At 60.5% G+C, this 26,246-nt stretch carries 25 protein-coding genes; 10 read left to right on the top strand and 15 right to left on the bottom strand.

Annotated features, from left to right (window positions below; genetic code table 11):
- Positions 1-55 precede the first annotated feature (55 nt).
- Positions 56-1,414 (bottom strand): glutamine synthetase family protein, encoded by a 1,359-nt coding sequence (locus Q8X51_RS09850; protein ID WP_407693690.1) that lies wholly within the window; start codon positions 1,412-1,414, stop codon positions 56-58.
- Positions 1,415-2,011: 597 nt separating this feature from the next.
- Between Q8X51_RS09850 and Q8X51_RS09845 the strand changes: the two genes are divergently transcribed.
- Positions 2,012-3,388 carry a glutamine synthetase family protein gene (locus Q8X51_RS09845; RefSeq protein ID WP_003213894.1) on the top strand — a complete coding sequence of 459 codons (1,377 nt, stop codon included), beginning with the start codon at positions 2,012-2,014 and terminating at the stop codon, positions 3,386-3,388.
- A 232-nt stretch (positions 3,389-3,620) separates the two neighbouring features.
- Positions 3,621-4,250 carry a TetR/AcrR family transcriptional regulator gene (locus Q8X51_RS09840; protein ID WP_074847910.1) on the top strand — a complete coding sequence of 210 codons (630 nt, stop codon included), beginning with the start codon at positions 3,621-3,623 and terminating at the stop codon, positions 4,248-4,250.
- 68 nt (positions 4,251-4,318) lie between these two features.
- Here Q8X51_RS09840 and Q8X51_RS09835 read toward each other — a convergent pair whose 3' ends face one another.
- From Q8X51_RS09835 to argE, 10 genes are all read right to left on the bottom strand, one after another.
- Positions 4,319-4,534 carry a TOBE domain-containing protein gene (locus Q8X51_RS09835; RefSeq protein WP_003176783.1) on the bottom strand — a complete coding sequence of 72 codons (216 nt, stop codon included), beginning with the start codon at positions 4,532-4,534 and terminating at the stop codon, positions 4,319-4,321.
- Between the two features lie 19 nt (positions 4,535-4,553).
- Positions 4,554-5,360 carry an aliphatic sulfonates ABC transporter ATP-binding protein gene (ssuB, locus tag Q8X51_RS09830; protein WP_159937716.1) on the bottom strand — a complete coding sequence of 269 codons (807 nt, stop codon included), beginning with the start codon at positions 5,358-5,360 and terminating at the stop codon, positions 4,554-4,556.
- Complete coding sequence (gene ssuC, locus Q8X51_RS09825; protein WP_065924365.1) at positions 5,357-6,145, bottom strand: aliphatic sulfonate ABC transporter permease SsuC; 789 nt, start codon at positions 6,143-6,145, stop codon at positions 5,357-5,359. The genes ssuB and ssuC overlap by 4 nt, the downstream gene beginning before the upstream one ends.
- A gap of 9 nt (positions 6,146-6,154) precedes the next feature.
- Positions 6,155-7,303, bottom strand: a complete 1,149-nt coding sequence (gene ssuD, locus Q8X51_RS09820) for an FMNH2-dependent alkanesulfonate monooxygenase (RefSeq protein WP_027608398.1) — start codon at positions 7,301-7,303, stop codon at positions 6,155-6,157.
- A 25-nt stretch (positions 7,304-7,328) separates the two neighbouring features.
- Positions 7,329-8,297 carry a sulfonate ABC transporter substrate-binding protein gene (locus Q8X51_RS09815; protein ID WP_407693691.1) on the bottom strand — a complete coding sequence of 323 codons (969 nt, stop codon included), beginning with the start codon at positions 8,295-8,297 and terminating at the stop codon, positions 7,329-7,331.
- A gap of 99 nt (positions 8,298-8,396) precedes the next feature.
- Positions 8,397-8,990, bottom strand: a complete 594-nt coding sequence (gene ssuE / locus Q8X51_RS09810) for an NADPH-dependent FMN reductase (protein ID WP_027608396.1) — start codon at positions 8,988-8,990, stop codon at positions 8,397-8,399.
- Between the two features lie 188 nt (positions 8,991-9,178).
- Entirely contained in the window at positions 9,179-9,817 is a 639-nt protein-coding gene (locus tag Q8X51_RS09805) for a peroxiredoxin (RefSeq protein WP_065926631.1), read from the bottom strand.
- Between the two features lie 273 nt (positions 9,818-10,090).
- A complete protein-coding gene (locus Q8X51_RS09800; protein WP_407693692.1) occupies positions 10,091-11,461 on the bottom strand; it encodes an OprD family porin in 1,371 nt (456 codons plus the stop codon).
- Between the two features lie 595 nt (positions 11,462-12,056).
- Positions 12,057-13,358, bottom strand: coding sequence for an amino-acid N-acetyltransferase (gene argA, locus Q8X51_RS09795; RefSeq protein ID WP_027608393.1), 1,302 nt, complete (start codon positions 13,356-13,358; stop codon positions 12,057-12,059).
- A gap of 133 nt (positions 13,359-13,491) precedes the next feature.
- Positions 13,492-14,640 (bottom strand): acetylornithine deacetylase, encoded by a 1,149-nt coding sequence (gene argE, locus Q8X51_RS09790; RefSeq protein ID WP_065926634.1) that lies wholly within the window; start codon positions 14,638-14,640, stop codon positions 13,492-13,494.
- Positions 14,641-14,798: 158 nt separating this feature from the next.
- Here argE and Q8X51_RS09785 point away from each other — a divergent pair, with 158 nt between their 5' ends.
- Positions 14,799-16,166: a CYTH domain-containing protein gene (locus Q8X51_RS09785; RefSeq protein WP_407693693.1), complete on the top strand. Its 1,368-nt coding sequence runs from the start codon at positions 14,799-14,801 to the stop codon at positions 16,164-16,166.
- A 41-nt stretch (positions 16,167-16,207) separates the two neighbouring features.
- Here the strand turns inward: Q8X51_RS09785 and Q8X51_RS09780 are convergent, their stop codons facing one another.
- Positions 16,208-16,678, bottom strand: a complete 471-nt coding sequence (locus Q8X51_RS09780; RefSeq protein WP_033897555.1) for an Lrp/AsnC family transcriptional regulator — start codon at positions 16,676-16,678, stop codon at positions 16,208-16,210.
- 127 nt (positions 16,679-16,805) lie between these two features.
- On the opposite strand from Q8X51_RS09780, the gene Q8X51_RS09775 reads away from it, so the two are divergent.
- The 7 genes from Q8X51_RS09775 (at position 16,806) to Q8X51_RS09745 (ending at position 22,886) form a co-directional block, all read left to right on the top strand.
- Entirely contained in the window at positions 16,806-17,144 is a 339-nt protein-coding gene (locus Q8X51_RS09775; protein WP_115485533.1) for a hypothetical protein, read from the top strand.
- Between the two features lie 83 nt (positions 17,145-17,227).
- Positions 17,228-18,907, top strand: a complete 1,680-nt coding sequence (locus Q8X51_RS09770) for a GspE/PulE family protein (protein WP_407693694.1) — start codon at positions 17,228-17,230, stop codon at positions 18,905-18,907.
- A gap of 77 nt (positions 18,908-18,984) precedes the next feature.
- Entirely contained in the window at positions 18,985-19,905 is a 921-nt protein-coding gene (locus Q8X51_RS09765; protein ID WP_027608388.1) for an SPFH domain-containing protein, read from the top strand.
- A 10-nt stretch (positions 19,906-19,915) separates the two neighbouring features.
- A complete protein-coding gene (locus Q8X51_RS09760) occupies positions 19,916-20,362 on the top strand; it encodes an NfeD family protein (RefSeq protein ID WP_027608387.1) in 447 nt (148 codons plus the stop codon).
- Positions 20,363-20,431: 69 nt separating this feature from the next.
- Entirely contained in the window at positions 20,432-20,749 is a 318-nt protein-coding gene (locus Q8X51_RS09755) for a DUF2388 domain-containing protein (RefSeq protein ID WP_027608386.1), read from the top strand.
- A gap of 163 nt (positions 20,750-20,912) precedes the next feature.
- Entirely contained in the window at positions 20,913-21,584 is a 672-nt protein-coding gene (locus Q8X51_RS09750) for an outer membrane protein (RefSeq protein ID WP_083381389.1), read from the top strand.
- A 159-nt stretch (positions 21,585-21,743) separates the two neighbouring features.
- Positions 21,744-22,886 carry a DegT/DnrJ/EryC1/StrS family aminotransferase gene (locus Q8X51_RS09745; protein ID WP_330215145.1) on the top strand — a complete coding sequence of 381 codons (1,143 nt, stop codon included), beginning with the start codon at positions 21,744-21,746 and terminating at the stop codon, positions 22,884-22,886.
- 65 nt (positions 22,887-22,951) lie between these two features.
- On the opposite strand, the gene gcvH is transcribed toward Q8X51_RS09745, so the two are convergent.
- The 3 genes from gcvH to Q8X51_RS09730 all read right to left on the bottom strand — a co-directional run bounded on the left by gcvH (position 22,952) and on the right by Q8X51_RS09730 (position 26,243).
- Entirely contained in the window at positions 22,952-23,335 is a 384-nt protein-coding gene (gene gcvH, locus Q8X51_RS09740; protein ID WP_065926640.1) for a glycine cleavage system protein GcvH, read from the bottom strand.
- A gap of 52 nt (positions 23,336-23,387) precedes the next feature.
- Positions 23,388-24,470 (bottom strand): glycine cleavage system aminomethyltransferase GcvT, encoded by a 1,083-nt coding sequence (gene gcvT, locus Q8X51_RS09735; RefSeq protein WP_137211696.1) that lies wholly within the window; start codon positions 24,468-24,470, stop codon positions 23,388-23,390.
- A 156-nt stretch (positions 24,471-24,626) separates the two neighbouring features.
- The gene (locus Q8X51_RS09730) at positions 24,627-26,243 is read right to left on the bottom strand and encodes an ABC transporter permease (protein WP_065926642.1); all 1,617 of its coding nucleotides are present in this window, start codon (positions 26,241-26,243) and stop codon (positions 24,627-24,629) included.
- Between the last annotated feature and the right edge of the window lie 3 nt (positions 26,244-26,246).

The following is a 26,246-nucleotide window of genomic DNA, read 5'->3' as shown; positions in this document are numbered from 1 at the left end:
AATCTCCTAGACTTTTCAGTGAAGGGCGCGCGGGTTGCCCCGTGCGCCCGGCGCATCAGACGGCGAAGAGCAGGAATTCCCGCTCCCACGAACTGATCACGCGCTTGAAGTTTTCATGCTCGGCCCGCTTGACCGCGACGTAGCCTGTGATGAATTTCTGACCCAGGTATTTCTCGATGGTCTTGCTGTTTTCCATGCGCTCCAGGGCGTCTTCGATGGTCAACGGCAGGCGCAGGTTGCGGCGCTCGTAACCACGACCCACTACCGGGGCGCTGGGGTTATGGCCTTCGACCATGCCGATGTAGCCACACAGCAGGCTGGCGGCAATCGCCAAGTACGGGTTGGCGTCGGCGCCCGGCAGGCGGTTTTCCACGCGACGGTTCTGCGGGCCGGCATCCGGTACGCGCAGGCCGACGGTGCGGTTTTCTTCGCCCCACTCCACGTTCACCGGCGCCGAGGTGTCCGGCAGGAAGCGACGGAACGAGTTCACGTTGGGGGCAAACAGCGGCAGCAACTCAGGGATGAACTTCTGCAGGCCGCCAATGTGGTTGAGGAACAGCTGGCTCATGGTCCCGTCTTCATTGGAGAAGACGTTCTTGCCGGTGGCGATGTCGATGATGCTCTGGTGCAGGTGCATGGCGCTGCCGGGCTCGCCGGTCATCGGCTTGGCCATGAAGGTGGCCGCCACGTCGTGCTTGAGCGCGGCTTCACGCATGGTGCGCTTGAATACCAGGATCTGGTCGGCCAGGGACAGGGCATCGCCGTGACGGAAGTTGATTTCCATCTGCGCCGTGCCGTCTTCATGGATCAGGGTGTCGAGGTCCAGCTCCTGCAGCTCGCACCAGTCGTAGACGTCTTCGAACAGCGGGTCGAATTCGTTGGCGGCTTCTATAGAGAAGGATTGGCGGCCGGTCTCCGGGCGCCCGGACCGACCGATCGGCGGTTGCAGCGGGAAGTCCGGGTCTTCGCAGCGTTTGGTCAGGTAGAACTCCATCTCCGGCGCCACGATGGGCTGCCAGCCTTTGTCGGCGTAGAGCTTGAGGACTTTCTTGAGCACGTTGCGCGGCGACAGCTCGATCGGGTTGCCTTGCTTGTCGTAGGTGTCGTGGATCACCTGGGCGGTCGGCTCGATGGCCCAGGGCACCAGGAACACCGCGTTCTTGTCGGGGCGGCAGATCATGTCGATGTCTGCCGGGTCGAGCAATTCGTAATAGATGTCGTCTTCGACATAGTCGCCGGTCACGGTCTGCAACAGAACGCTCTCGGGCAGGCGCATGCCTTTTTCGGCGATGAACTTGTTGGTCGGCGAGATCTTGCCCCGGGTGATACCGGTCAGGTCGCCAATCATGCATTCGACTTCTGTGATCTTGTGGTCTTTCAACCAATCGGTGAGCTGGTCGAGGTTGTTACTCATAAATGCCTCTGGGCTGGGTTTCCTGGCATCCATTAAAGGCCAGGCGTTGGTTGACGCAGCATCCGCGTCGTTTTTTCGTTCAGGGTAGGAGCTTACCTGCCATTTGCTGCAGCGTTGCATTCCTCAAGCCAAAGTCGTGCAGAATCATGAGCGGCCGCGCAGAGGGGAGCCGGTCAGTGACAGTCGAGGAGGCAAAAAAGAGAGCGGATGGGCCGTCAAGAATATTGGCCGGTGCGTGGGCATTCACGCGGGACGAACGGACTGCGGACAAAGCCTGGCTGAAGCAGGCTGAGACGCCGAGTGGCGGCAGGCGAGACATGAAGCACCCCGGTATTATTGCTGTTATGGGTTTGAATCGAGCTTAGCCTTGTTCATTTTTTTACACAACACCCCCGTAAAAAATACAACACGGCCCGCTCAAGCCTGCGAGTCCCAAGCCGGTCAAACCGAAAAAACCGCCCCAAAAAGCCCCAAAAGTGCGGTCACGGCGCTTTTTTAGGGCAAAAAAGGCCTCGCTTGACTTCGGCATGCCGTTCGGGTTGACTGAAACCAGAAAAGATCAATGATTGATATTTTTAACAACAAAGGTGTTGCATCATGTCGGTACCCCCGCGTGCCGTTCAGCTTAACGAAGCGAACGCGTTCCTTAAGGATCATCCTGAGGTTCTGTACGTAGACCTTCTAATTGCGGATATGAATGGTGTGGTGCGCGGTAAGCGCATCGAACGCACCAGCCTCCACAAGGTTTACGAGAAGGGCATTAACCTGCCTGCCTCTTTATTTGCCCTGGATATCAATGGCTCGACGGTGGAAAGCACCGGCCTGGGCCTGGACATCGGTGATGCTGACCGAATCTGTTATCCGATCCCTGACACCCTGTGCAATGAACCTTGGCAAAAGCGCCCTACCGCGCAATTGCTGATGACCATGCACGAACTTGAAGGTGAACCTTTCTTCGCCGATCCGCGCGAAGTGCTCCGCCAAGTTGTAAGCAAGTTTGACGACCTCGGTCTGACCATCTGCGCCGCCTTCGAGCTTGAGTTCTACCTGATCGACCAGGAGAACGTGAACGGCCGCCCACAACCGCCCCGCTCGCCGATCTCCGGCAAACGCCCGCACTCGACACAGGTCTACCTGATCGACGACCTCGACGAATACGTCGATTGCCTCCAGGACATCCTGGAAGGTGCCAAAGAGCAAGGCATCCCGGCCGACGCCATCGTCAAGGAAAGTGCCCCGGCGCAGTTCGAAGTGAACCTGCACCACGTGGCCGACCCGATCAAGGCCTGCGACTACGCAGTGTTGCTCAAGCGCCTGATCAAGAACATCGCCTACGACCATGAGATGGACACCACCTTCATGGCCAAGCCTTACCCAGGCCAGGCTGGCAACGGTTTGCACGTACACATCTCGATCCTGGACAAGGACGGCAAGAACATCTTTGCCAGCGAGGATCCCGAGCAGAACGCCGCATTGCGTCACGCGATCGGCGGTGTGCTCGAGACCCTACCCGCCCAAATGGCGTTCCTGTGCCCTAACGTCAACTCCTACCGTCGTTTCGGCGCACAGTTCTACGTGCCGAACTCGCCGTGCTGGGGCCTGGACAACCGCACCGTGGCGATTCGCGTACCGACCGGCTCGTCCGACGCCGTACGTATCGAACACCGTGTGGCCGGTGCCGACGCCAACCCTTACCTGCTGATGGCTTCGGTCCTGGCAGGCGTGCACCACGGCCTGACCAACAAGATCGAACCGGGCGCACCCGTGGAAGGCAACAGCTACGAGCAGAACGAACAGAGCCTGCCGAACAACCTGCGCGATGCCCTGCGCGAGTTGGACGACAGCGAGGTGATGGCCAAGTACATCGATCCTAAATACATCGATATCTTCGTCGCCTGTAAGGAAAGTGAGCTGGAAGAGTTCGAACACTCCATCTCCGACCTTGAGTACAACTGGTACCTGCATACCGTTTAACCGGCGGCTGCATTAAATGTGGTGAGCGGGCTTGCTGTGGTGAGCGGGCTTGTCCCGCGCTGGGTGGCGAAGCCGCCCTAAAACCAGACGCCGCATTCTGCCTGTCAGAATGCGGCGTTTTTATTGGGGCCGCTTCGCAGCCCAGCGCGGGGCAAGCCCGCTCACCACAACAAGCGGTATGGATCATCCCCAGGCTCTGCGTACAATGCCCGCTGCCTTGTAGGAGACTTCCATGCCCACCCGCCCCGCCGCCCCTCGCAAACCCCGCGCCCGCAGCCAGGCACGGATCGACGCGATTCTCGATGCCGCCCGCACCTTGCTGGCCGCCGAAGGCGTGGCGAGTTTGTCGATCTACAGCGTGGCCGAGCGCGCGCAGATTCCGCCGTCGTCGGTGTATCACTTTTTCGCCAGTGTGCCGGCGCTGCTGGAGGCACTGACCGCCGATATACATGCAGCCTTCCGCTGCGCCATCCAGGCCCCCATCGAGCATGTTTCACTCAAGCATTGGCGCGACCTGTCCTACATCGTCGAACAGCGCATGCTGACCATCTACAGCAACGACGCCGCCGCGCGCCAGTTGATCCTGGCCCAGCACGGGCTGACCGAAGTGACCCAGGCGGACCGCCAGCATGATCTGGAGTTGGGGGATTTGATGCTGGAGGTGTTCGACCGCCACTTTGAAGTGCCGAGTTTGCCAACCGATGTGGATGTGTTTGCGCTGGCGTTGGAATTGAGTGATCGCGTGTATGCGCGTTCGGTGCATCAGCATGGGCTGATTACGCCGCGTATGGCGGAGGAAGGGATGCGGGTTTTTGATGCGTATGTGGGGCTGTATTTGCCGGCTTACCTGCCCAAGCGCTGAGTTTTGTGCTGGCCGGACTGGCCTCATCGGGGGCAAGCCCCCGATGACGGCCTCAAGAGTGACGCAAATCACAACTTGGCGATCGACACCTCAGTCGACTTCACAAAGGCAATCACTTCACTGCCAATCACCAGCTCCAGCTCTTTGACGGAGCGCGTGGTGATCACGGAAGTGACGATACCGGAGGCGGTCTGCACATCGATTTCCGACAGCACGTCGCCGACCACGATTTCCTTGATGGTGCCTTTGAACTGGTTACGCACGTTGATGGCTTTGATAGTCATGATGGTGTTCCTCTATGAGTTATTGAGCCCAACGCAGTTGCGTAGGCAGCGGTGAAACAGGTTCGGGTTCCGGCGGTGTGCCGGGCAACGACAGCACACGGTTGAGCACTTCGGCTTCCAACGCCGCCAGGCGATGTGAACCTCGGGCCCGTGGGCGCGGCAGGTCGACGATCAGGTCGAGGCCGATTTCGCCGTCTTCGATCAGGATCACCCGGTCGGCAATCGCCACGGCTTCGCTGACGTCATGAGTGACCAGCAACACGGTGAAACCGTGCTTCTGCCACAGGTTTTCGATCAGTTGCTGCATCTCGATGCGGGTCAGGGCATCCAGTGCGCCCAGCGGCTCGTCGAGCAACAGCAGGCGCGGTTGGTGGATCAGCGCGCGGGCCAGGGCAACACGTTGTTTCTGGCCACCGGACAACGCCGCCGGCCATTCATCGGCGCGCTCGGCCAGGCCGACCGCTTCCAGGGCCTCCAGCGCCTTGGGACGCCAGTTGCCTTTAAGGCCCAGGCCCACGTTGTCGATGATCTTTTTCCAGGGCAGCAAACGTGCTTCCTGGAACATCAGCCGCGTGTCTTCAATCGCTTCGCTCAGCGGTGCGGAACCGGCCAGCAGCTCGCCGCCGCTGGCCTTGTCCAGACCGGCCAGCAGACGCAGCAAGGTACTTTTGCCGCAACCGCTGCGACCCACCACGGCGACGAACTGGCCCGCCGGAATGTGCAGGTCAATCTCTTTGAGCACTTCCCGTGCGCCAAAGGATTTGCGCAATTTGCGCACCGCCAGGGGGATCCCCTTGAGCAGGCGCGGAGGTTGTTGAGCCGTCATGCCGCACCGCCTTTATTCACTTGATACGCCGGATGCCAGCGCAGCCAAACCCGCTCCAGGCCACGCGCAGCCAGGTCGGCCAGTTTGCCGAGAATCGCGTACATCACGATGGCCAACACCACCACGTCGGTTTGCAGGAATTCGCGGGCGTTCATCGCCAGGTAACCAATGCCGGAGCTGGCAGAGATGGTTTCCGCCACGATCAGCGTCAGCCACATAAAGCCCAGGGCAAAGCGCACGCCCACCAGGATCGATGGCAGCGCGCCCGGCAGGATCACTTGCCAGAACAGGCTGAAACCGGACAAGCCATAGCTGCGCGACATTTCTACCAGCGCCGGGTCGACGTTGCGGATGCCGTGGTAGGTGTTGAGGTAGATCGGGAACAGCGTGCCGAGGGCGACCAGGAAAATCTTCGCGGTCTCGTCGATGCCAAACCATAGGATCACCAGCGGAATCAGCGCCAGGTGCGGCACGTTGCGGATCATCTGCACCGAGCTGTCCAGCAGGCGTTCGCCCCACGTCGACAGGCCGGTGATAAACCCCAGCGCCAGGCCGATGCTGCCACCGATCACAAAGCCCAGGCCGGCACGCCAGCCACTGATGGCCAGGTGCGTCCAGATTTCGCCGCTGCGCACCAGGTTGACCCCAGCCTCAATCACCGCACTGGGCGCCGGCAGGATGCGTGTCGACAACCAGCCCGCCGACACCGACAACTGCCACACCGCCAGCAATAGAATCGGCAGCACCCAGGGCGCCACGCGATGGCTCAATTTTTCAAAAGTCATGGCGCCGCCTCAGCTCTGTGACGCAGCTTTGGGAAGGATGTCGTTGGCGACCATCTCACCGAACGGGCTCACGTAACCGGCGCTTTTCGGCAACTCCGGACGTTCGATATCCAGGTGCGGGAACAGCAGCTCGGCGACCCGATAGGACTCTTCCAGGTGTGGATAACCGGAGAAGATAAAGGTGTCGATGCCCAGCGCGGCGTACTCCTTGACCCGTTCTGCAACCGTCGGGCCATCGCCCACCAGCGCGGTGCCCGCACCGCCACGCACCAGGCCGACGCCGGCCCACAGGTTGGGGCTGACTTCCAGGTTGTCGCGGTTGCCGCCATGCAAGGCCGCCATGCGCTGCTGGCCGACGGAATCGAAGCGCGCCAGGGAAGCCTGGGCACGGGCGATGGTGTCGTCGTCGAGATGGGAGATCAGTTTGTCGGCGGCTTTCCAGGCTTCTTCGTTGGTTTCGCGCACGATCACATGCAGACGAATGCCGAAGCGCACGGTGCGCCCGAGTTTCGCCGCCTTGGCCCGCACCTGCTCGATCTTCTCGGCGACCGCGGCCGGTGGCTCGCCCCAGGTCAGCACCATCTCCACTTGTTCGGCGGCGAGGTCCTGGGCCGCTTCGGAGGAACCGCCGAAGTACAGCGGCGGGCGCGGTTGCTGGATCGGCGGGTAGAGCAACTTGGCGCCTTTGACGCTGATGTGCTCGCCGTCGTAATCCACGGTTTCGCCTTCCAGCACACGACGCCAGATGCGGGTGAATTCCACCGAAGCCTGATAACGCTCCTCGTGACTGAGGAACAAGCCATCGCCGGCCAGCTCTTCCGGGTCACCACCGGTTACCAGGTTGAACAACGCACGGCCGCCGGACAGGCGATCCAGGGTCGCGGCCTGGCGCGCGGCCACCGTCGGGGAAATGATCCCGGGGCGCAGCGCGACAAGGAATTTCAAACGCTGGGTCACCGGGATCAGCGAGGCGGCCACCAGCCACGAGTCTTCGCAGGAGCGACCGGTGGGGATCAGCACCCCGCCGAATCCCAGGCGGTCAGCGGCCTGGGCCACTTGCTGCAGATAACCGTGATCAACGGCGCGAGCGCCTTCGGCGGTGCCAAGGTAATGGCCGTCGCCGTGGGTAGGCAGGAACCAGAAAATAGTGAGGCTCATGGAGTTGTCTCCTGAAGAAATCGGATTACGGCGCTTTAGCCACGGCAGCCGGTGGCGTCCAGATCACGTCCTTGATGTTCAAGGGCTTGGGGATCAATTTGAGTTGGTAGAAGCTGTCGGCGATTTTCTGCTGGGCCGCCACCACGTCCGGGGTCAGGAACAGCGCGCCGTAGCCCTGGCGTTTTACCGAGGTCAGGGTGATGTCTGCCGGCAGGCCCAGCAGCGGCGCGACCTGTTCGGTCACTTCCTGGGGGTTGGCCTTGGACCACTCGCCCACCGCGCGCACTTCTTCGATCAGCGCCTTGACCACTTCAGGGTGTTTTTCGGCGTACGGCTTGGTGGCCAGGTAGAACTGGTGGTTGTCGGCGATGCCGGTGCCGTCACGCAGGGTGCGCGCTTGCAGTTGCGTCTCGGCGGCGGCCTGGTACGGGTCCCAGATCACCCACGCATCCACACTGCCACGCTCGAAGGCGGCACGGGCATCGGCGGGCGGCAGGAACACGGTCTGCACGTCGGTGTATTTCAGGCCGGCGTCTTCCAGGGCACGCACCAGCAGGTAGTGCACGTTGGAGCCTTTGTTGAGCACGACTTTCTTGCCCTTGAGCTCGGCCACCGATTTGATCGTCGAGTCTTTCGGCACCAGGATCGCTTCACTGGTGGGCGCTGGCGGTTCGTAGGCCACGTAGAGCAGGTCGGCACCGGCGGCCTGGGCGAAGACCGGCGGGGTTTCGCCGGTGACACCGAAGTCGATGGAACCCACGTTCAGGCCTTCGAGCAGTTGCGGACCGCCGGGAAACTCGGTCCATTGCACCTGCACACCTTGGGCGGCCAGGCGTTTTTCCAGGGTACCCTTGGCCTTGAGCAGCACCAGGGTGCCGTATTTCTGGTAACCGATCCGCAGGGTCTCGGCAGCTTGAGCCTGAACAATGGCGCCGAAGGACACAGCCGCAGCAAACAGTGCGACCAGACCACGACGCAAGATGACAGTGCGCATGGCGCTCTCTCCAAATAATGCGATGAGGGGGTTGGCTGCACCTGCTTGGCCGTTGGCGGCTGAGTAAGGTGAGTACATCTCTATAACGGTGAGGCTGACTTAAATGCTCCAGCGAGCACTCAACAAACGTTCATTCAACACATGCGGGTCCAGCGGTTTCGGGCGACGGGCCATGGCGCCATAAAGCGTCTCCAGGGCCTCGTGCAAACGGTGTTCGAGGACCGGTACCAGTTGTGCCTGGGCACTGCCTTCGCCGTAGGCGATCTGGCTGTCTTCGGCAAAGATGCCGTGGAGCAGCTCCTGGGCTTTGAGGGCCGACAATACCGGCTTCAGGGCGTAATCCACCGCCAGCATGTGGGCGATGCTGCCGCCGGTCGCCATCGGCAGCACAACCTTGTGGGCCAGGGCGCGCTCGGGCAGCAGGTCGAGCACGGTTTTCAACGCCCCGGAGAACGAAGCCTTGTACACCGGCGTGGCGATCACCAGGCCATCCGCGTTAGCCACCTGTTGCAGCAGGTCAATGACCTTGGGGCTGTCGAAGCGTGCATGCAGCAAGTCTTCAGCCGGGAAGTCCCGTATCTGGTAACTCACCACTTCAACGCCTTTGTCTTGCAACCACTGACGGGTTTTTTCCAGCAAGACCCCGGAGCGGGAACGCTGGCTGGGACTGCCTCCAAGTGTTACGACCAACATGCAGGAATTCCTTGAGCAAGTGCCGGCGGTTCGCTGTGTGGCGATGGCGCCAAGATGGAACAGACCTTATCAGCAGATTCATATATCTATAAATCTTATTTTTTCATTTGTTTATTCTTTAAATGCATATGAGATTTATAAAAAAAAGGCCGTAGAAACGGCCTGAAAACCCCTGCTGTGATTCAGTTTCAACGATTAGGCTGTGGAGTAAGCCGCAAATACGGCTTCACCGCCCGATACCCCTTCGGAAAGCGCTTCTTGATTTCTTCCTCATCCTTGAGCGACGGCACGATCACCACTTCATCACCGTCCTGCCAGTTGGCGGGGGTGGCGACTTTGTAGTTGTCGGTCAGTTGCAGCGAGTCGATGACCCGCAGGATTTCGTGGAAGTTACGGCCGGTGCTGGCCGGGTAGGTGATGGTCAGGCGGATCTTCTTGTTCGGGTCGATCACGAACAAGGAACGCACGGTGAGGGTGTCACTGGCGTTCGGGTGGATCAGGTCGTAGAGGTCCGAAACCTTGCGGTCGGCGTCAGCCAGGATCGGGAAGTTGACGATGGTGGCCTGGGTTTCGTTGATGTCCTCGATCCACTTGTGGTGCGAGTCCACCGGGTCCACCGACAGGGCAATGGCCTTGACGCCTCGCTTGGCGAACTCGTCCTTGAGCTTGGCGGTGAAGCCCAGCTCCGTGGTGCACACCGGGGTAAAGTCCGCCGGGTGGGAAAACAACACACCCCAGCTGTCGCCCAGCCATTCGTGGAAACGAATCTTGCCGGCGCTGGAATCCTGTTCGAAGTCGGGGGCGATATCGCCCAGTCTTAGGCTCATGGTGTGGCTCCTGGTGAGTGCTTATGGAGCCCACTGTGCATGGATTGCGGATTATTTAAAAAGAATAAATATCGATTTATCTAGACGATAAAGGAATATTAAAAATGTGTTCATTGGACGTGGGAAATGGGGAGGCGCACCATCGGTTCCAAGGTTCGAGAAGGCCTTAAGACGCTGTACAAAGAGGGGTTCAGGAAGGGCTTGCGGGGGGTTTAGCCCGACTTGAAAAGCAAGACACCTTGCCCGGCGTGCGCCGGGCAAGGTTTTACGCAGTTACTTGAATGCGTAGGTGTAGCTGACGATTACACGGTTTTCGTCTTGATCGCGCGCGGCAGCGACATCGTTGCGCCACATAGCGTTTTTCCAGGCGACGCCGACGTTTTTGAACAGGCCTTCTGGCACTACGTAGGCAACAGTGATATCGCGCTCCCACTCGGACTGGCCGGTGAACTCGGCACGGCTACCGTTGACGGTGTCGATGTCAGTACCCTTGAGGTACACAACACCAGCGGTCAAGCCAGGCACGCCAACCTTGGCGAAGTCATAAGCGTAGCGAGCTTGCCAGGTACGTTCGCCGGCACGGGCGAACTTAGCGATCTGCATGTCAGTGGTCAGGTAAGCCGACGAACCGTCGCCCTGGTTCAACCAAGGGAAGTCGCTGCTACCGTTGCTGACCTGGTAACCACCACCGAAGGTGTGGCCGCCCAAGGTATACAGGAACAGGCCGCTGTACAGGTTGTTATCCACCTTGCCGCGACCGGAGTTGACGCCGCTGTAGTTGCCCGAGGAGAAGTAAGCCGACTCGTTGCCGTTCTTACCGTCATCGGTGCTGTGGAAATAACGCAAGTCAGACTTCAATACGCCTGGACCGATGGCCCAGTTGTGGGTCAGACCCAGGAAGTGCTGCTTGTAGAAGTCTTCCAGGTTGCCGTAGTAGTACTGGGCAGTCAGGTCCTTGGTGATCTTGTAGTCACCACCGGCGTAGTAGAACTTGTTGCTGTCACGCCAGTTGGCGCCACGGGAGTTGGCACCCGAGATCGACAGGTTGTCGACGTTGCTGGAGTTACGACCCTTGGCTTTTTCGATCTGACCGGCAACCAGCGTCAGGTCTTTGATGTCGTTGGTAGTGATCTGGCCACCTTGGAAAGTCTGCGGCAGCAGACGACCGTCGTTGGTCACGATAACCGGCAGCTTAGGCTGCAGGGTACCCAGCTTCAGTTCGGTCTGGGAGATCTTGGCTTTGGCAGTCAGGCCCAGGCTCGAGTAGTTATCAACAGCTTCGCCATTGGACTTGCTCGGGAACACAGTGCCGCCGTAGGACGAGGCAGTAGCGCCGTTGGTGCCGCCGCCGGAATCCAGACGAACGCCCAGCAGGCCGATAGCGTCAAGACCGAAGCCTACAGTGCCTTGGGTGTAACCGGAGATGAAGCGCAGGTCAAAGCCTTGGCCCCATTCTTCTTGCTTGCTCTGAACACCAGCGCGCTTGTTGGCTGCCGTGCCGGCGGCCGAGTCACGGTTGTCGGTGTTGATGTAAAAGTTACGCAGACCCAGTGTTACTTTACTGTCTTCGATGAAACCGGCAGCGCCTGCTTGCTGAGCGATTACGCCCAAAGCTACAGACAGTGCCAAGGTGGACTTCTTCATGTACCGCTCCTCTCGTTTCTAATTTTTGTATTTCTTTGGTCTCGGGTCTGACGCCCTCGATCCACAGATGCGCGATTAGCACCGGATAGTGACTGACAAGTCAATCGTAACCTTGTGTGTCTACTACCTTCGTCTAACCACCGTTGATTTGGCCCCTGCAGGGTAATGAGTTTTTCATACACCCAAAAAGAATTATTTCATTCTTTTTCATACGATTCAGGAATAAGACTTTCCGTGACGTGGGCAGGCCAGCATAGACCACTCGCCACACAAGCTAATTCCTAAAGGGTATTTGTTAGAGCTTTTTTAGATCGATTAGTGTGGCCGCGCTGTTGCATACGTCACCCACGATCAAAAAGGCGACGCCATCATGGCCAAAGGCACATCCTCCCGTCAATTTGTTACAGTTTTTGTGTCACTAATCGTTTCTTTTGCTGTCCAAGCCGCCCATTCGAAGGTTCAGGTGTTGCGAGCGTCCACACTCTATCCATAGCCGCCCACCTGTTATCGGCGTCAGATCAAGAATGCTTAAACTTTAGTCGTGCGTGACGGCAGGCTCTTGCACGAGCCTGCCCGGTGACTTGGGGGTAGGGCTCTACAAGGCCTTCTCGAAAATCTTCGAGTTGCGCTGGTAGTTGTACAGCGAGGCCCGTGCCGATGGCAGGCGATCCACGCTGCTCGGCACGAAGCCACGCTCACGGAACCAGTGGGCAGTCCGCGTGGTAAGTACGAACAGCGTCTTCAACCCCTGGGCCCGGGCACGGGTTTCGATACGCTCCAGCAGCTCGTCACCCCGCCCGCCGTGGCGGTACTCCGGGTTCACCGCCAGGCAAGCCAGTTCACCCGCGTCCGAATCGGCGATCTGATACAACGCCGCACACGCGATGATCATGCCTTCGCGCTCCACCACGCTGAACTGCTCGATCTCACGCTCGAGCACTTCCCGCGAACGGCGCACCAGGATGCCCTGTTCTTCCAGGGGGCTGATCAGGTCGAGCAAGCCGCCGACGTCTTCAATCGCCGCCTCGCGCACCCGTTCGAATTGCTCCTGGGCTACCAGCGTGCCGCCGCCATCGCGGGTGAACAGTTCGGTGAGCAAGGCGCCGTCTTCGGCGTAGCTGACGATGTGGCTGCGCCCTACCCCGCCACGACAGGCCTCGGCCGCCGCATCGAGCAATTCGGACTGGTAGTTGCTGCTGCCCAGGCGTTGCAGGTGTGCCGGTACTTGTTGCGGGCGCAGTTCGCGGACGAGGCGGCCATTTTCATCGATCAGGCCGAGATCAGCGCCGAACAGCAGCAGCTTGTCCGCCCCCAGGTCGATGGCGGCGCGGGTGGCGACGTCTTCGCAGGCCAGGTTGAAGATCTCCCCCGTCGGCGAATAGCCCAGGGGCGACAGCAGCACAATGGAGCGCTCATCCAGCAGGCGATTGATGCCCTTGCGATCGACCCGGCGCACTTCGCCGGTGTGGTGGTAATCCACGCCTTCAAGCACACCGATAGGCCGCGCCGTCACCAGGTTGCCGCTGGCCACCCGCAGGCGCGAGCCCTGCATCGGCGACGAGGCCATGTCCATCGACAGGCGCGCTTCGATGGCGATACGCAGGTGGCCGACCGCGTCGATCACACACTCCAGCGTCGCGGCATCGGTGATGCGCATGCCTTCATGGTAAGTCGGGACCAGGCCGCGCGCTTCAAGGCGCGCTTCGATCTGTGGACGCGAACCGTGCACCAGCACCAGGCGCACGCCCAGGCTGTGAAGCAGCACCAGGTCGTGGACGATATTGCCGAAGTTCGGATGATCCACACCGTCGCCGGGCAACATGACCACAAAGGTGCAGTCGCGGTGGGCGTTGATGTAGGGCGAAGCGTGACGAAGCCAATTAACGTAGTCGGGCATGGAACCTGGGCCTGTAATAAGAAGCAGCCGAAAAAGGATGAGTCGTGAAAACGCACAGCGGGCTGATGGTTATCGTCGGAACAGGCTTGGCGACACGCTCGCTCTCCTTATGTACGAATGGACAGGGGTTAATTTACGCAGGTTTCAGGCAGTAATGTTCGATCAGTTCCCGCAATAGACGCACTGTAGGCGTCAAGCGTGACATTTCGAGGTACTCGCCCGGTTGATGGGCACAGGCGATGTCGCCAGGGCCGAGCACCAGGGTTTCACAACCAAGGCGCTGAAGATAAGGCGCTTCGGTGCCGAACGCTACTGCTTCGGCACGATGCCCGGTCAATCGTTCCGCGACCCGCACCAACTCGGCGTCTTCGACCTGCTCGAACGGCGGCACTGCGGGGAATAACGGCGCGTAGTCGATCTTGACCTTATGGCGCTCGGCCAGGGGTCCGAGCTTTTGCCGGATAGCCGCACGCAGCACTTCGGGATCCATGCCCGGCAAGGGCCGCAGGTCGAATTCCAGGGAGCACTGGCCGCAGATACGGTTGGGGTTGTCGCCACCATGGATACAGCCGAAGTTCATGGTCGGTTGCGGCACGCTGAATTGCGGGTTGCGGTACTCGCGCTGCCAGGCCAGGCGCAGGCCGCGCAGCTCGCCGATGGCGTCATGCATGGCTTCCAGGGCGCTGTGTCCCAGGCTTGGGTCCGACGAATGGCCGCTTTGGCCCAGAATGTCGATACGCTCCATCATCACGCCTTTGTGCAGGCGGATCGGCTTGAGGCCGGTCGGTTCACCGATCACCGCCGCGCGGCCCAACGGGCGCCCGGCTTCGGCCAATGCCCGGGCACCGGACATGGAGCTTTCTTCATCGCAGGTGGCGAGGATCAGCAACGGTTGCTTGAACGGTTGGTCCAGCAACGGCAACACCGCTTCAATCGCCAGCGCGAAAAAACCCTTCATGTCGCAACTGCCCAATCCTACCCAGCGGCCGTCGACTTCCGTCAGCTTGAGCGGATCGGTCTTCCACAACGCAGCGTCATAAGGAACGGTGTCGCTATGGCCGGCCAATACCAGGCCGCCGGGGCCTGTGCCAAAGCTGGCCAGCAGGTTGAATTTGCCGGGGCTGACCGGTTGGATGTCAATGGAGAACCCCAGGTCGCCCAACCAACCGGCGAGCAAATCGATCACCGGGCGGTTGGTCTGGTCGAGAGACACTTGGGTGCAACTCACCGAAGGCGCGGCAATCAGCGCGGCGAACTGCTCTTTCATGGACGGTAACGGCATACGCGGTCTCCCTACTTCCCGGATGAGCCCCACTATAGAGGCATCTGCACGAGACAATAAACCGTTGCGGCGCGTTGCCGGGCTCAGTCCTGTACACTGCACGACCTTGGCAGCCACTCTTTTCCCCGGCTGCGCTCCCGATCCTGGATTTTCCGGCCATGCAGAAAGAAACCGAAATCAAGCTCCGCGTCAGCCGCGAAACACTCGCCGCGCTGCGTGAGCACCCGCTACTGAAAAAACGCAACAAAAGTGGCTGGGAACGCCGTGAGTTGATGAACCAGTACTTCGACACCCCCGAGCGTGACCTGGCCCAGGCCAAAGTCGCCCTGCGCCTGCGCAAGGACGGTGACGACATTATCCAGACCCTCAAGACCCGTGGCCAAAGCGTCGCCGGCCTATCGGAACGCAATGAGTACAACTGGGACCTGCCCAAGTCCAAGCTCGACGTGAAGAAACTCGACGGCGACTGCTGGCCCGAGCAACTGGCCGATCTGGACAAAAAGACCCTCAAGCCGATCTTCACCACCGACTTCGTGCGCGAGCGCGCCGAAATCGCCTGGGGCCGTGGCAAGGCCAAGGTGGTGATCGAAGCCGCCCTGGACCTGGGCCATGTGGTCGTGGGTAAGCAGAAAGAAGAAATCTGCGAGCTGGAACTGGAACTGCGCGAAGGCGAGCCGGCTGCGCTGCTGGAGTTGGCCGCCGAGCTGGCCGCCACCCTCGCACTGATGCCGTGTGACATCAGCAAGGCCGAGCGCGGCTACCGCCTGTACGACGCCAGCAGCTACTCCCTGAGCCTGCCGGCGCCGCAGATCCACGCCGAAATGCCGCTGGACGACGCCTTCGCCGCAATCATGTGGCACCTGCTCGGCAGCAGCCAGCGCCTGGCCGAGCAATACCGCTTCAATGGCCACTGGCGTCTGCTGCAGGACTGGGTCGACAACCTCGGCGAACTGCGCGCCCTGATCGGCAGCCTCGGCCAGGCCGCGCCGCGTCAATCCACCAGCGAACTGCGCAGCGCACTCGATGCACTGCTGGAAGACTGGCGCCCGCTGGTCCAGGCCGGTGACGACGACGAAGACATCCGCAAAGCCGCACCCGAGCAGTTTGCCGAAGAATTGGACGACGTGCGCTGGGGCTTGTTCTCGCTGAGCATGTCACGCTGGCTGATGGCCCGCACCTGGACTGCCGACCGCAACGTGCGCGGTAACCGCCAGGGCGCCGCGCAAATCACCAACTGGCTGCCGCGCCTGCTGGCCGACGATGCCGTCGCCCTGCAACTGCCGCGCTACCAGCAGCAACCGGAAGACCTGGCCGAGCAACTGCCGCGCATCGAACGCATCCAGGCCTGGCTGCACCATGCGCGTAACGTGGTGGACATTGCGGAACTGGATCGTTTGTACGGCGAGCTGAACAAGCTGGCGCAACTGGCCAACCAGCCGATCACCGACGAGTCGCTGGATGCGCGCATGCATCAGGCGATTGCGGTGTATCAGAACCGTGCCTGGAAGACCCTGCTGCGCCTGTAATATCGCCATCGGGGGCCTAGCCCCCGATGAGGCCGATCCTGTCAGCGCAATACTGGCAGGCTGGTGGTCGACTTGATCTCGGACAGCGCCACGATCGAGTTGACCTCCTGAATCCCCGGCACCATCGATAACTTCTCGAAGAAAAACCGCTCGTACGCCTCAATGTCCGACGTCACGATGCGCAGCAGAAAATCCACCGCCCCCATCAGCACATAGCACTCCAGCACTTCCGGAAACCCACGAATCGCGTCGGTGAACTCGGTGAAGTTGGATCGGCCGTGGGCGTTGAGTTTGACCTCGGCAAAGATCTGCGTATTCAGGCCGATCTTCTTGCGATCCAGCAGAGTGACCTGGCCGCGAATCACTCCTTCCTCCTTGAGCCGCTGGATGCGTCGCCAGCACGGCGACTGGGACAGTCCGACCTGTTCGGCGATCTGCGCGCTGGACAGCGAGGCGTCCTCTTGCAGCAGGGCCAGGATGCGGCGGTCGTAGACGTCCAATTCGCTGTGCATAAAAATACCTTTATGTATGGACTTTATGAATTGATTGATTCAATAAAACGCAAATCAGGCTCATCTTAGATAAGAAATCTCCCGAAGCGAATGTAAAAATTTCTCCAGTCGAATCTGGAGAGTCAGCATGCATGCCGTCGAAACCACCTACCCCATGACCCGCGTCGATGCGTGGGCTGCCAGCAGCGCCCATTGCCAGGCGCATTACCGGATCGTCGCCGAGGCGGAGCCCGATGTGTTGTGTCGGGTACTCAACTATTTTGCGTTGCAGTTCCTGACACCGAGCCAGGTCAACGTGAGCCGCCAGGAAGACCTGCTGAACATCGATATCGTGATGGATAGCCTGAGCTGGCATCGCGCCCAAGTGATCGCCGAAAAGATTCGAAACCTGATCAGCGTGTGCACGCTGCATGTGTGGCGCGCTGATTCCGTGGGGCCTGCGGCCGTGGCGGCAGCAGCTCGGTAAAGGCCTGCAACATACGCTGGGAGGAAGATATTCGGCGGCTGGCTAGCCTGAAATGTCGTCCGAGGCTACCCAGGAACACCTTCATGCCTGCTGATCACCGATTGGAACTGCATCAGTTGCTCCCGGCGCTGGTCGAGGGAGGGGTGATTGCTCCCGACATCGCGAAGCGCTTATCAGCGCTGCCCGCCGGCAACGCCCAGCATCCGTTGGAGTGCATCGCCGCCCATGGGCCTTCCCTGGAAACCCTGACCCAGTGGCTTGCCCAACATGTGGGGCAACCTTATTGGCGTATCGACCCGCTGAAGATCGATGTCGCAACGGTCGTGCCGCTGATGTCCCACGCGTTTGCCCAATGCCACGCCATCCTTGCGGTAGCCGTGGACGCGCAGACCGTCACCGTTGCCAGCGCCCAGCCCCATGTCACCAGCTGGGAATCGGGACTGGCACAAGTGCTCCAGCGCTCGATCAGGCGCGTGGTTGCCAACCCCCAGGACATTCAGCGTTGTATCAGCGAATTCTACCGGCTGGCGAAGTCCGTCAGCGGTGCGGATCAAAAGGTGGCGGGGCCTGGCAACGTCGAGTTGCTCAACCTCGGCGCCAGCGACCAGGAGCCGGACGCCAACGACGCGCATATCGTCAATATCGTCGACTGGCTGTTGCAATACGCGTTCGCCCAGCGGGCCAGTGATATTCATATCGAGCCGTGCCGTGAGCAAGGACGCGTGCGCTTTCGCATTGATGGGCTGCTGCACGACGTCTATCAATTTCCACCCCAAGTGACGATGGCGGTGGTCAGCCGCCTGAAAAGCCTCGGGCGGATGAACGTGGCGGAAAAACGCAAACCCCAGGATGGTCGGGTCAAGACCAAAAGCCCTGCCGGCACAGAAGTCGAGTTGCGGCTGTCGACCTTGCCCACCGCCTTTGGCGAGAAACTGGTGATGCGGATTTTCGACCCGCAGGTGCTGCTCAAGGACTTTGACGAGCTGGGCTTGTCGGCCGAGGACCAGCAGCGATGGCACGACATGACGCGCCACACCAACGGCATCATCCTGGTCACGGGGCCTACCGGTTCAGGCAAGACCAGCACCCTCTACACCACGCTCAAACACTTGGCGACCCGGGAGGTTAATCTTTGCACCGTGGAAGACCCGATCGAGATGGTCGAGCCGGCGTTTAACCAAATGCAGGTACAGCCCAATATCGACCTGACGTTCGCCAACGGCATCCGAGCCCTGCTTCGCCAGGACCCGGACATCATCATGATCGGCGAGATCCGCGACCAGGAAACCGCCGAGATGGCGATCCAGGCCGCATTGACCGGGCATTTGGTGCTCTCGACGCTGCACACCAACGATGCGCCCAGCGCCATCAGCCGCTTGCAGGAACTGGGCATTGCTCATTATTTGATCAAGGCCACGTTATTGGGCGTAATGGCGCAGCGCTTGGTGCGCTTGCTGTGCCCTCATTGCAAGCGGGTGGCGGGCGATGCTCACGAAGCGGTAGGGTGTGCAGAATGCCGAAACAGCGGGTTTCGCGGGCGCGCCGGGGTCTACGAGATCATGGTGCTGAATGACTCGCTCAAGGCGCTGATCACGCCAGGCGCCGACGCGCAGTCCCTGCGCAGGGAGGCGGTGGCGCAAGGCATGTGCGGCCTGCGCATGGCCGGCGTGGGTAAAGTCAAGGCGGGGCTGACCACAATGGCCGAGGTATTGCGAGTGACGCCTGGGGATTCGGTAACAAATGCGTTGATTACCCCGTGCTGAAACCGTCCTTATCGGTGACAAGACCGTTACAATCCGCCGAACGTCGTTTAACTGACACCAACAGATAGGGAATCGCTATGCAGATCGGAACCGTACTGCTTCTTTTCGTGGGCCTGGCCATCGCCATCCTGTTCATGGGCTTCAAGGTGGTACCCCAGGGCTATCAGTGGACCGTCGAGCGCTTCGGCCGGTACACCAACACCCTCAAGCCGGGTCTGAACATCATCATCCCGGTCATGGACCGCATCGGCCGCAAGATCAACGTGATGGAAAGCGTGCTGGATATCCCGCCCCAGGAAGTCATCACCGCCGACAACGCCACCGTGCAGATCGACGCCGTGTGCTTCTTCCAGGTGGTCAATACCGCCCAGGCCGCCTACGAGGTCAACAACCTCGAACACGCTATCCGCAACCTGCTGCAAACCAATATCCGTACCGTGCTCGGCTCCATGGAGCTGGATGCCATGCTCAGCCAGCGCGACGGCATCAACGAAAAACTGCTGCGCACCGTCGATGAAGCCACGGCGCCGTGGGGCATCAAGATCACCCGGATCGAAATCAAGGACATCAGCCCGCCCGCCGACCTGATGGCCGCCATGTCCGGCCAGATGAAAGCCGAGCGGATCAAGCGCGCACAGATCCTGGAAGCCGAAGGTCTGCGGGCGTCGGCGATCCTGACGGCCGAAGGCAAGAAGCAGGCACAGATTCTTGAAGCCGAAGGTGGACGCCAGGCCGCGTTCCTGGAGTCTGAAGCCCGTGAGCGTCAGGCAGAGGCTGAGGCCCGCGCGACCCAGGTGGTTTCCGAAGCGATTGCCACCGGCAACGTACAGGCCATCAACTACTTCGTCGCGCAGAAATACATCGATGCCCTTGGCAAATTGGCGTCGGCCAATAACAGCAAAGTGATCCTGATGCCGCTGGAAGCCAGCCAGGTGATCGGCGCTGTCGGCGGCATCGGCGAAATCGTCAAGGCAACCTTCGACAACAAGAAAGCCTGAGGCGATCGCCATGTGGGATTTCCTGCAGCATCTTTCGTTCTGGGATTGGCTCGCACTGGGTACAGTGCTATTGATTCTTGAAGTATTCGGCGCCGGTGGCTACCTGCTGTGGATGGGCATAGCTGCGGCAGCCGTGGGCGTGATCAAGTTTCTGGTGCCGCCGCTCGGGCTGGAGTGGCAACTGTTGCTGTTCGCTGTGCTGTCGATACTGACGGCGGTGTACTGGTGGAAACGCCAGCGCAGCAGCGCCAAAGCCAGTGACCAGCCGGGGCTCAACGAGCGTGGCTCGGAGCTGATCGGCCGTGTGTTCGTGGTGCATCAGGCGATTGTGGAGGGTCGGGGCAAGGTAAAAGTCGGTGATGGCGTCTGGATGGTGACCGGGCCTGACAGCCCAGTAGGCGCTCAAGTGCGTGTGGTGGGCCTGGATGGCGTGATCTTGAAGGTAGAAACTGTTTAGTCAGTGATGGAACTCGGCTGGGCTAACTGCAATCAAACGGTACAGATCACCCACCCGGAGTCACCCATCATGCGTCTTAAATATGCTGTCGCTACCCTCGCTGTGCTTTCCCTTCCTGTCGGTTCAGCCATGGCCGACAGTTTCTGGCGCAATGTCATCTCGTCGGGCGCCACTACCGGCTCGACCTACCTGACCTTCAAGGACCACAAGCTGGTGGTTGCCGCACAAGACGACGCAGGCAGCTTCGTTGCCAGCGATGGCGGTATCCGCGGCCCGTACCTGGAAGCCGCCATGCAGAAAGTCCGCGCCGACAACCCTGGCCTGCAGGCCACGGATATGGAGCTGGCCAACGCTATCCTGGCGAAAAACGCTATCGCCGCCGAGTAAAACCGCCGGTTAAAACAGCCGCTCCCTGGGAGCGGCTTTTTTGTGCCGCTTTTCTTCCTACAGCAAAGACTGATGAGTTGACGATTGAACAGGAGAAGTCCTCTCGATCACTGCGCTCACCCGGCGACAAGCTATCGATTCCACCCTTCCCCTCAGTGAATCGATAACCATGCGAAAACTATCTTCCTTTCTGTTCCTCACTGCTATTGCAACGCCTTATGCACAGGCAGAGGCCTGGTACGGCTCGGCAAAATTTAACAGTGCACGCCAGAATCTATCCAGTGCACTGTTGACCAGCCCGCGCGTCACCGAACGAGTGGAAGCGCCTGATAGCACTAAAACATTCACCGGATCCTACGCAGTAGGTTATGCCTTCGCCAATGGCTGGCGCGCGGAAGGGGAATACACCCTCTCCGGCAGCTCGACCTTCGACTCCTTCTGGTCGCCCTTCAATGCCAACGTCAACCGTCTTGAAGCGGACAGTCAGCGCGTGATGGTCAACGGCTATAAAAACATACCGCTCACCCATTGGCTGTCGTTCTACGGCATGGCGGGGATGGGCGTCGCACAAATTGATGCCGAGGGTTTTCAGAGCAATGACACCCGTCGCTTTGCCAGCCACCGCCAATATAATTTTGCCTACAGCGTAGGCTTGGGCCTGGATGCCAAGGTCAACGACCGCATTTCCTTTGGCACAGGTTGGCGCTACGTGGACATGGGCCGTATCGAGACCGGCTACAACACCTTCACCAACCGGATAAACGCTCGTGATGAACAGCTCAAGGGCAAGCTCAAGGAGCAGAGTGTGTTCTTTGAAACCCGTGTGTACTTCTGACCGGCAACAGGAAATGCCGCCGTTCAAGCGGCACTTCCGTGTCCGTGGCATGACGATTCATTCACAGGCGACAGGCTATATTCAGTCTAACCGTGCCACCATGCCGGGACTGAACCCTCGCTTACTCATCGCCAATCTGAAACGGATGCCTTCGTCGTCATGAGCCAACAGCCCTTTCTGCCGTTCTCCAAACCTACCATCGATGAAGCCACCATCTCGGCGGTCGGCGATGTACTGCGCTCGGGCTGGATCACCAGCGGGCCGAAAGTGCAGGCGTTCGAAGCACAGCTGTCGGAATACTTTGGCGGCCGGCCGGTGCGCACCTTCAACTCGGGCACTTGCACCATGGAGATCGCCTTGCGTATCGCCGGTATCGGGCCCGGCGATGAAGTCATCACCACACCAATCTCCTGGGTCGCAACAGCCAACGTGATCCTGGAAGTAGGTGCCACGCCGGTGTTCGCCGACATCGACCCGGTCACCCGCAATATCGACCTGGCCCAGGTGGAAGCCGCAATCACCCCGCGCACCAAGGCGATCATCCCGGTGTACCTGGCCGGCCTGCCCCTGGACATGCCGATGCTGTACGCACTGGCCAACAAGTACAACCTGCGCATCGTCGAAGACGCCGCCCAGGCCCTGGGCTCCAGCTGGGATGGCGAACGCATCGGTTCCACCGGGGACTTTGTATCGTTCAGCTTCCAGGCCAACAAGAACATCACCTCTTCCGAGGGCGGTTGCCTGGTGTTGAACAATGCCGAAGAAGCCCGCCTGGCGGAAAAATACCGCCTGCAGGGCGTCACCCGCACCGGCTTCGACGGCCTGGACGTGGATGTACTGGGCGGCAAGTTCAACATGACCGACATCGCAGCAGCCATCGGCCTGGGGCAGTTTGCCCAGATCGAGAAGATCACCGCCCATCGCCAGCACCTGGCCCGGCACTACTTCAAGTGTTTCGGCAGCGATTTCGAGGAAAAGTACGGCGCGCAACTGCCGCCGGCCGACTTCGAAAACAGCAACTGGCACCTGTTCCAGTTGGTGCTGCCGGAGCGTCACGATGGCCTGCCGGCCCGCGCAACCTTCATGGAGAAAATGCAGGCACAGGGTGTTGGCATTGGCTATCACTACCCGCCGATTCACCTGCTGAGCCTTTATCGGGCACAGGGGTTCAAGGAAGGGATGTTCCCGGTAGCGGAAAAGGTTGGACGTTTGATCGTGTCGTTGCCGATGTTCACGGCGATGACAGAGACAGATGTGGAGCGGTCGGTGGCGGCGGTAAAGGCAGTCCTGAAAGCGAACTGAACACTCACGGCTCACGACGATTGAATGTGGGAGGGAGCTTGCTCCCTCCCACATGGGTCTTGCGGTTACTCGCCGATGGCGGCTTTGTAGCCAGCCGCATCCAGCAGTTTTTCCAGATCAGCCGGGTTGCTTGGCTTGAGCTTGAAGATCCACGCGCCGTAAGGGTCGGAGTTCAGCAGCTCAGGGCTGCCACCCAGCTCCTCGTTGACGGCAATCACTTCACCGGCAACCGGGGCGTAGATATCCGAAGCAGCCTTCACCGACTCAACCACACCCGCCTGGCCTTCGGCTTCAAACGTAGCGCCGACTTCGGCCAACTCAACAAACACCACATCACCCAAAGCTTCCTGAGCATGGTCGGAGATCCCGACGGTCACCGTACCGTCAGCTTCCAGACGGGCCCATTCGTGACTTTCGGCAAAACGCAGGTCGGCAGGGATATCGCTCATAGTCTGTGTCCTCAAGAAGAAATGTCAGCAGCCATTGGCCTGCCGGAAATAGTTAGATCAAGGTTTTGCCATGGCGCACGAAGGTCGGTTTGACCACTCGAACCGGGTACCACTTGCCGCGGATTTCCACTTCGGCCCGATCGGCAGTCGCCGTCGGTACACGCGCCAGGGCAATGGATTTGCTCAGCGTAGGTGAGAAACTACCACTGGTGATCTCCCCTTCGCCAACATTGGCGATGCGAACCACCTGGTGAGCACGTAAAACCCCACGTTCTTCCAGTACCAGCCCGACCAGTTTGAACTGCACACCGGCGGCCAACTCTGCTTCCAGCGCCGCACGCCCGATGAAATTGCGCTCGGCAGGTTCCCAGGCGATGCTCCAGGCCATGTTGGCCGCCAGGGGCGAAACGTTCTGATGGATGTCCTGGCCGTACAGGTTCATGCCGGCTTCCAGCCGCAGGGTGTCCCGCGCGCCGAGGCCTATGGGGGAAATCCCCGCACCGACCAGATCGTTGAAAAAACCCGGCGCCTGATCGGCAGGCAGGACAATTTCCAGGCCGTCTTCACCGGTGTAACCCGTGCGTGCGATAAACCAATCGCCGTCGGCATGCCCTTCAAAGGGCTTGAGCTGGTGGATCAGGGTACCGCGAGACTGGGTGACCAACTCGGCAATCTTCTGCCGGGCGTGGGGACCTTGAATGGCGAGCATGGCCAACTCGGGCCGCTCATGCAGGTGCACCTGATAGCTGCCAAGTTGCGCCTGGATCCAGGCCATGTCCTGGTCTCGGGTGGCGGCGTTGACCACCAGCCGGTATCCGGTCTCGGTGCGGTAGACGATCATGTCGTCCACCACGCCGCCCTGCTCGTTGAGCATGGCGCTGTACAACGCACGGCCACAGCCGTGCAAACGCTCGACATCATTGGCCAGCAGGTGCTGGAGCCAATCCTTGGCCTGGGGGCCGGTGACATCGATCACGGTCATATGAGATACATCGAACACCCCGCAGTCGCGCCGCACCTGATGGTGCTCCTCAACTTGCGAGCCGTAGTGCAAAGGCATATCCCAACCGCCAAAATCGACCATTTTCGCGCCGAGGGCGAGATGCAGGTCATACAGAGGCGTACGCTGTCCCATGGGTTTCTCCTTCCGGGCTTGGCGAAGGTGCGCAGCGTCGTTGCCCGTGCCGGACACCTTGAATGACAAGGCCTGCAGCCACGTACAGCGACTCGATCCGAAGGACGGACCGCACCGAATGCCGCGCATTGTAGCCGCAAGCCGTAGGACTGGCACCTAACCGATTGGTCGGGCGGAGCGTCGGATCAGCCCGATGACCGGCAGCAGCCCCACCAGCACCAGCGTCAACGCTGGCAGAGAAGCCCGCGCCCACTCGCCTTCGCTGGTCATTTCAAAGATCCGCACCGCCAGGGTGTCCCAGCCGAACGGGCGCATCAGCAGGGTTGCGGGCATTTCCTTGAGCACGTCTACGAACACCAGCAGTGCTGCACTCAGGGTGCCGGGCAGCAACAGCGGCAGATACACTTTGCAAAACAGTCGCGGCCCACTCACGCCCAAACTACGCGCTGCTTCCGGCAACGAAGGCCGGATGCGCGCCAGGCTGTTTTCCAGCGGCCCGTAGGCCACGGCCAGAAAGCGCACCAGATACGCCAGCACCAGCGCCGACAGACTGCCCAGCAACAATGGCTTGCCCGCCCCGCCGAGCCAGCCGGACAGCGGTACCACCAGCTCACGGTCCAGGTAACTGAACGCCAGCATGATCGACACCGCCAGCACCGAGCCCGGCAAGGCATAGCCGACATTGGCCAGGCTGATACCGGAGCGAATCGCCCGGGTCGGCGCCAGGCGGTTGGCGAAGGCCAGTACCAGCGCCACGCTGACCGTGATCAGCGCGGCAATGCCGCCCAGGTAAAGGGTATGGACGATCAGGCCCGAATAGCGCTCATCCAGGTCGAACCGGCCGCGCTGCCAGAACCAGGCGACCAATTGCAGCATCGGGATGACAAAGGCACAGGCAAACACCAATCCACACCAGGCAGTGGCAGCCGCCGCCTTGAACCCGCGCAAGTGGTACAGCGCCTTGCCCCGTGGCCGTTCATTGCTAGCCCGACTGGCGCCCCGGGCACGCCGTTCGCCATACAGCACCAGCATCACCACCAACAGCAACAGGCTGGCCAGTTGGGCCGCGCTGGACAGACTGAAAAAGCCGTACCAGGTCTTGTAGATAGCGGTGGTGAAGGTATCGAAGTTGAACACCGACACCGCACCGAAATCCGCCAGGGTCTCCATCAGTGCCAACGCCACCCCGGCCCCTATCGCCGGCCGCGCCATGGGCAGGGCCACATGCCAGAATGCCTGCAAGGGCGACTGTCCCAGCACCCGTGCCGCCTCCATCAGGCCCTTGCCCTGGGCGAGGAATGCGCTGCGCGCCAACAGGTACACGTAGGGATAGAACACCAGCACCAGCACAATGATCACGCCGCTGGTGGAGCGCACCCGTGGCAGACGCAAGCCGGTGCCGAACCCTTCGCGCAGCAGGGTCTGCACGGGGCCTGAAAAATCCAGCAGGCCCACAAACACGAAAGCCAGCACATAGGCGGGAATGGCAAAGGGCAGCATCAACGCCCAGTCGAGCCAACGCCGGCCGGGGAATTCGCAGAGGCTGGTGAGCCAGGCGAGGCTGACCCCCAACAGGGTTACACCGACGCCGACCCCCAGCACCAGGGTCAGGGTGTTGCCCAGCAACCGCGGCATCTGGGTTTCCCACAGGTGGGACCAGATTTGCGCGTCGATGCTTTGCCAGGACAGCAACAGCACGCTCAGGGGCAGCAGCACCAGGGCGGCGACGCTGAAGACCGGCAGGTACCAGCGGCGTTGGGCGGGGTGGGCCAAGGG

The organism is Pseudomonas sp. Yb2C2, assembly GCF_052112325.1.
In the GTDB taxonomy this organism is placed as follows: domain Bacteria; phylum Pseudomonadota; class Gammaproteobacteria; order Pseudomonadales; family Pseudomonadaceae; genus Aquipseudomonas; species Aquipseudomonas marginalis.
Note: the sequence above shows the minus strand (reverse complement) of the source record. Positions and strands in the feature narration are given on the sequence as shown.

What these genes read in the sequence shown, in the direction of transcription:
- Q8X51_RS09760 (WP_027608387.1), top strand. Translation starts at nt 19,916, where the DNA reads ATGTGGGATTTCCTGCAGCATCTTTCGTTCTGGGATTGGCTCGCACTG.
- ssuD (WP_027608398.1), bottom strand. Translation starts at nt 7,303, where the DNA reads ATGAGCCTCACTATTTTCTGGTTCCTGCCTACCCACGGCGACGGCCAT.
- Q8X51_RS09840 (WP_074847910.1), top strand. Translation starts at nt 3,621, where the DNA reads ATGCCCACCCGCCCCGCCGCCCCTCGCAAACCCCGCGCCCGCAGCCAG.
- gcvH (WP_065926640.1), bottom strand. Translation starts at nt 23,335, where the DNA reads ATGAGCGATATCCCTGCCGACCTGCGTTTTGCCGAAAGTCACGAATGG.
- Q8X51_RS09770 (WP_407693694.1), top strand. Translation starts at nt 17,228, where the DNA reads ATGCCTGCTGATCACCGATTGGAACTGCATCAGTTGCTCCCGGCGCTG.
- gcvT (WP_137211696.1), bottom strand. Translation starts at nt 24,470, where the DNA reads ATGGGACAGCGTACGCCTCTGTATGACCTGCATCTCGCCCTCGGCGCG.
- Q8X51_RS09765 (WP_027608388.1), top strand. Translation starts at nt 18,985, where the DNA reads ATGCAGATCGGAACCGTACTGCTTCTTTTCGTGGGCCTGGCCATCGCC.
- Q8X51_RS09850 (WP_407693690.1), bottom strand. Translation starts at nt 1,414, where the DNA reads ATGAGTAACAACCTCGACCAGCTCACCGATTGGTTGAAAGACCACAAG.
- argE (WP_065926634.1), bottom strand. Translation starts at nt 14,640, where the DNA reads ATGCCGTTACCGTCCATGAAAGAGCAGTTCGCCGCGCTGATTGCCGCG.
- Q8X51_RS09755 (WP_027608386.1), top strand. Translation starts at nt 20,432, where the DNA reads ATGCGTCTTAAATATGCTGTCGCTACCCTCGCTGTGCTTTCCCTTCCT.
- ssuC (WP_065924365.1), bottom strand. Translation starts at nt 6,145, where the DNA reads ATGACTTTTGAAAAATTGAGCCATCGCGTGGCGCCCTGGGTGCTGCCG.
- Q8X51_RS09745 (WP_330215145.1), top strand. Translation starts at nt 21,744, where the DNA reads ATGAGCCAACAGCCCTTTCTGCCGTTCTCCAAACCTACCATCGATGAA.
- Q8X51_RS09775 (WP_115485533.1), top strand. Translation starts at nt 16,806, where the DNA reads ATGCATGCCGTCGAAACCACCTACCCCATGACCCGCGTCGATGCGTGG.
- Q8X51_RS09805 (WP_065926631.1), bottom strand. Translation starts at nt 9,817, where the DNA reads ATGAGCCTAAGACTGGGCGATATCGCCCCCGACTTCGAACAGGATTCC.
- Q8X51_RS09780 (WP_033897555.1), bottom strand. Translation starts at nt 16,678, where the DNA reads ATGCACAGCGAATTGGACGTCTACGACCGCCGCATCCTGGCCCTGCTG.
- argA (WP_027608393.1), bottom strand. Translation starts at nt 13,358, where the DNA reads ATGCCCGACTACGTTAATTGGCTTCGTCACGCTTCGCCCTACATCAAC.
- Q8X51_RS09800 (WP_407693692.1), bottom strand. Translation starts at nt 11,461, where the DNA reads ATGAAGAAGTCCACCTTGGCACTGTCTGTAGCTTTGGGCGTAATCGCT.
- Q8X51_RS09845 (WP_003213894.1), top strand. Translation starts at nt 2,012, where the DNA reads ATGTCGGTACCCCCGCGTGCCGTTCAGCTTAACGAAGCGAACGCGTTC.
- Q8X51_RS09785 (WP_407693693.1), top strand. Translation starts at nt 14,799, where the DNA reads ATGCAGAAAGAAACCGAAATCAAGCTCCGCGTCAGCCGCGAAACACTC.
- ssuB (WP_159937716.1), bottom strand. Translation starts at nt 5,360, where the DNA reads ATGACGGCTCAACAACCTCCGCGCCTGCTCAAGGGGATCCCCCTGGCG.
- ssuE (WP_027608396.1), bottom strand. Translation starts at nt 8,990, where the DNA reads ATGTTGGTCGTAACACTTGGAGGCAGTCCCAGCCAGCGTTCCCGCTCC.
- Q8X51_RS09835 (WP_003176783.1), bottom strand. Translation starts at nt 4,534, where the DNA reads ATGACTATCAAAGCCATCAACGTGCGTAACCAGTTCAAAGGCACCATC.
- Q8X51_RS09815 (WP_407693691.1), bottom strand. Translation starts at nt 8,297, where the DNA reads ATGCGCACTGTCATCTTGCGTCGTGGTCTGGTCGCACTGTTTGCTGCG.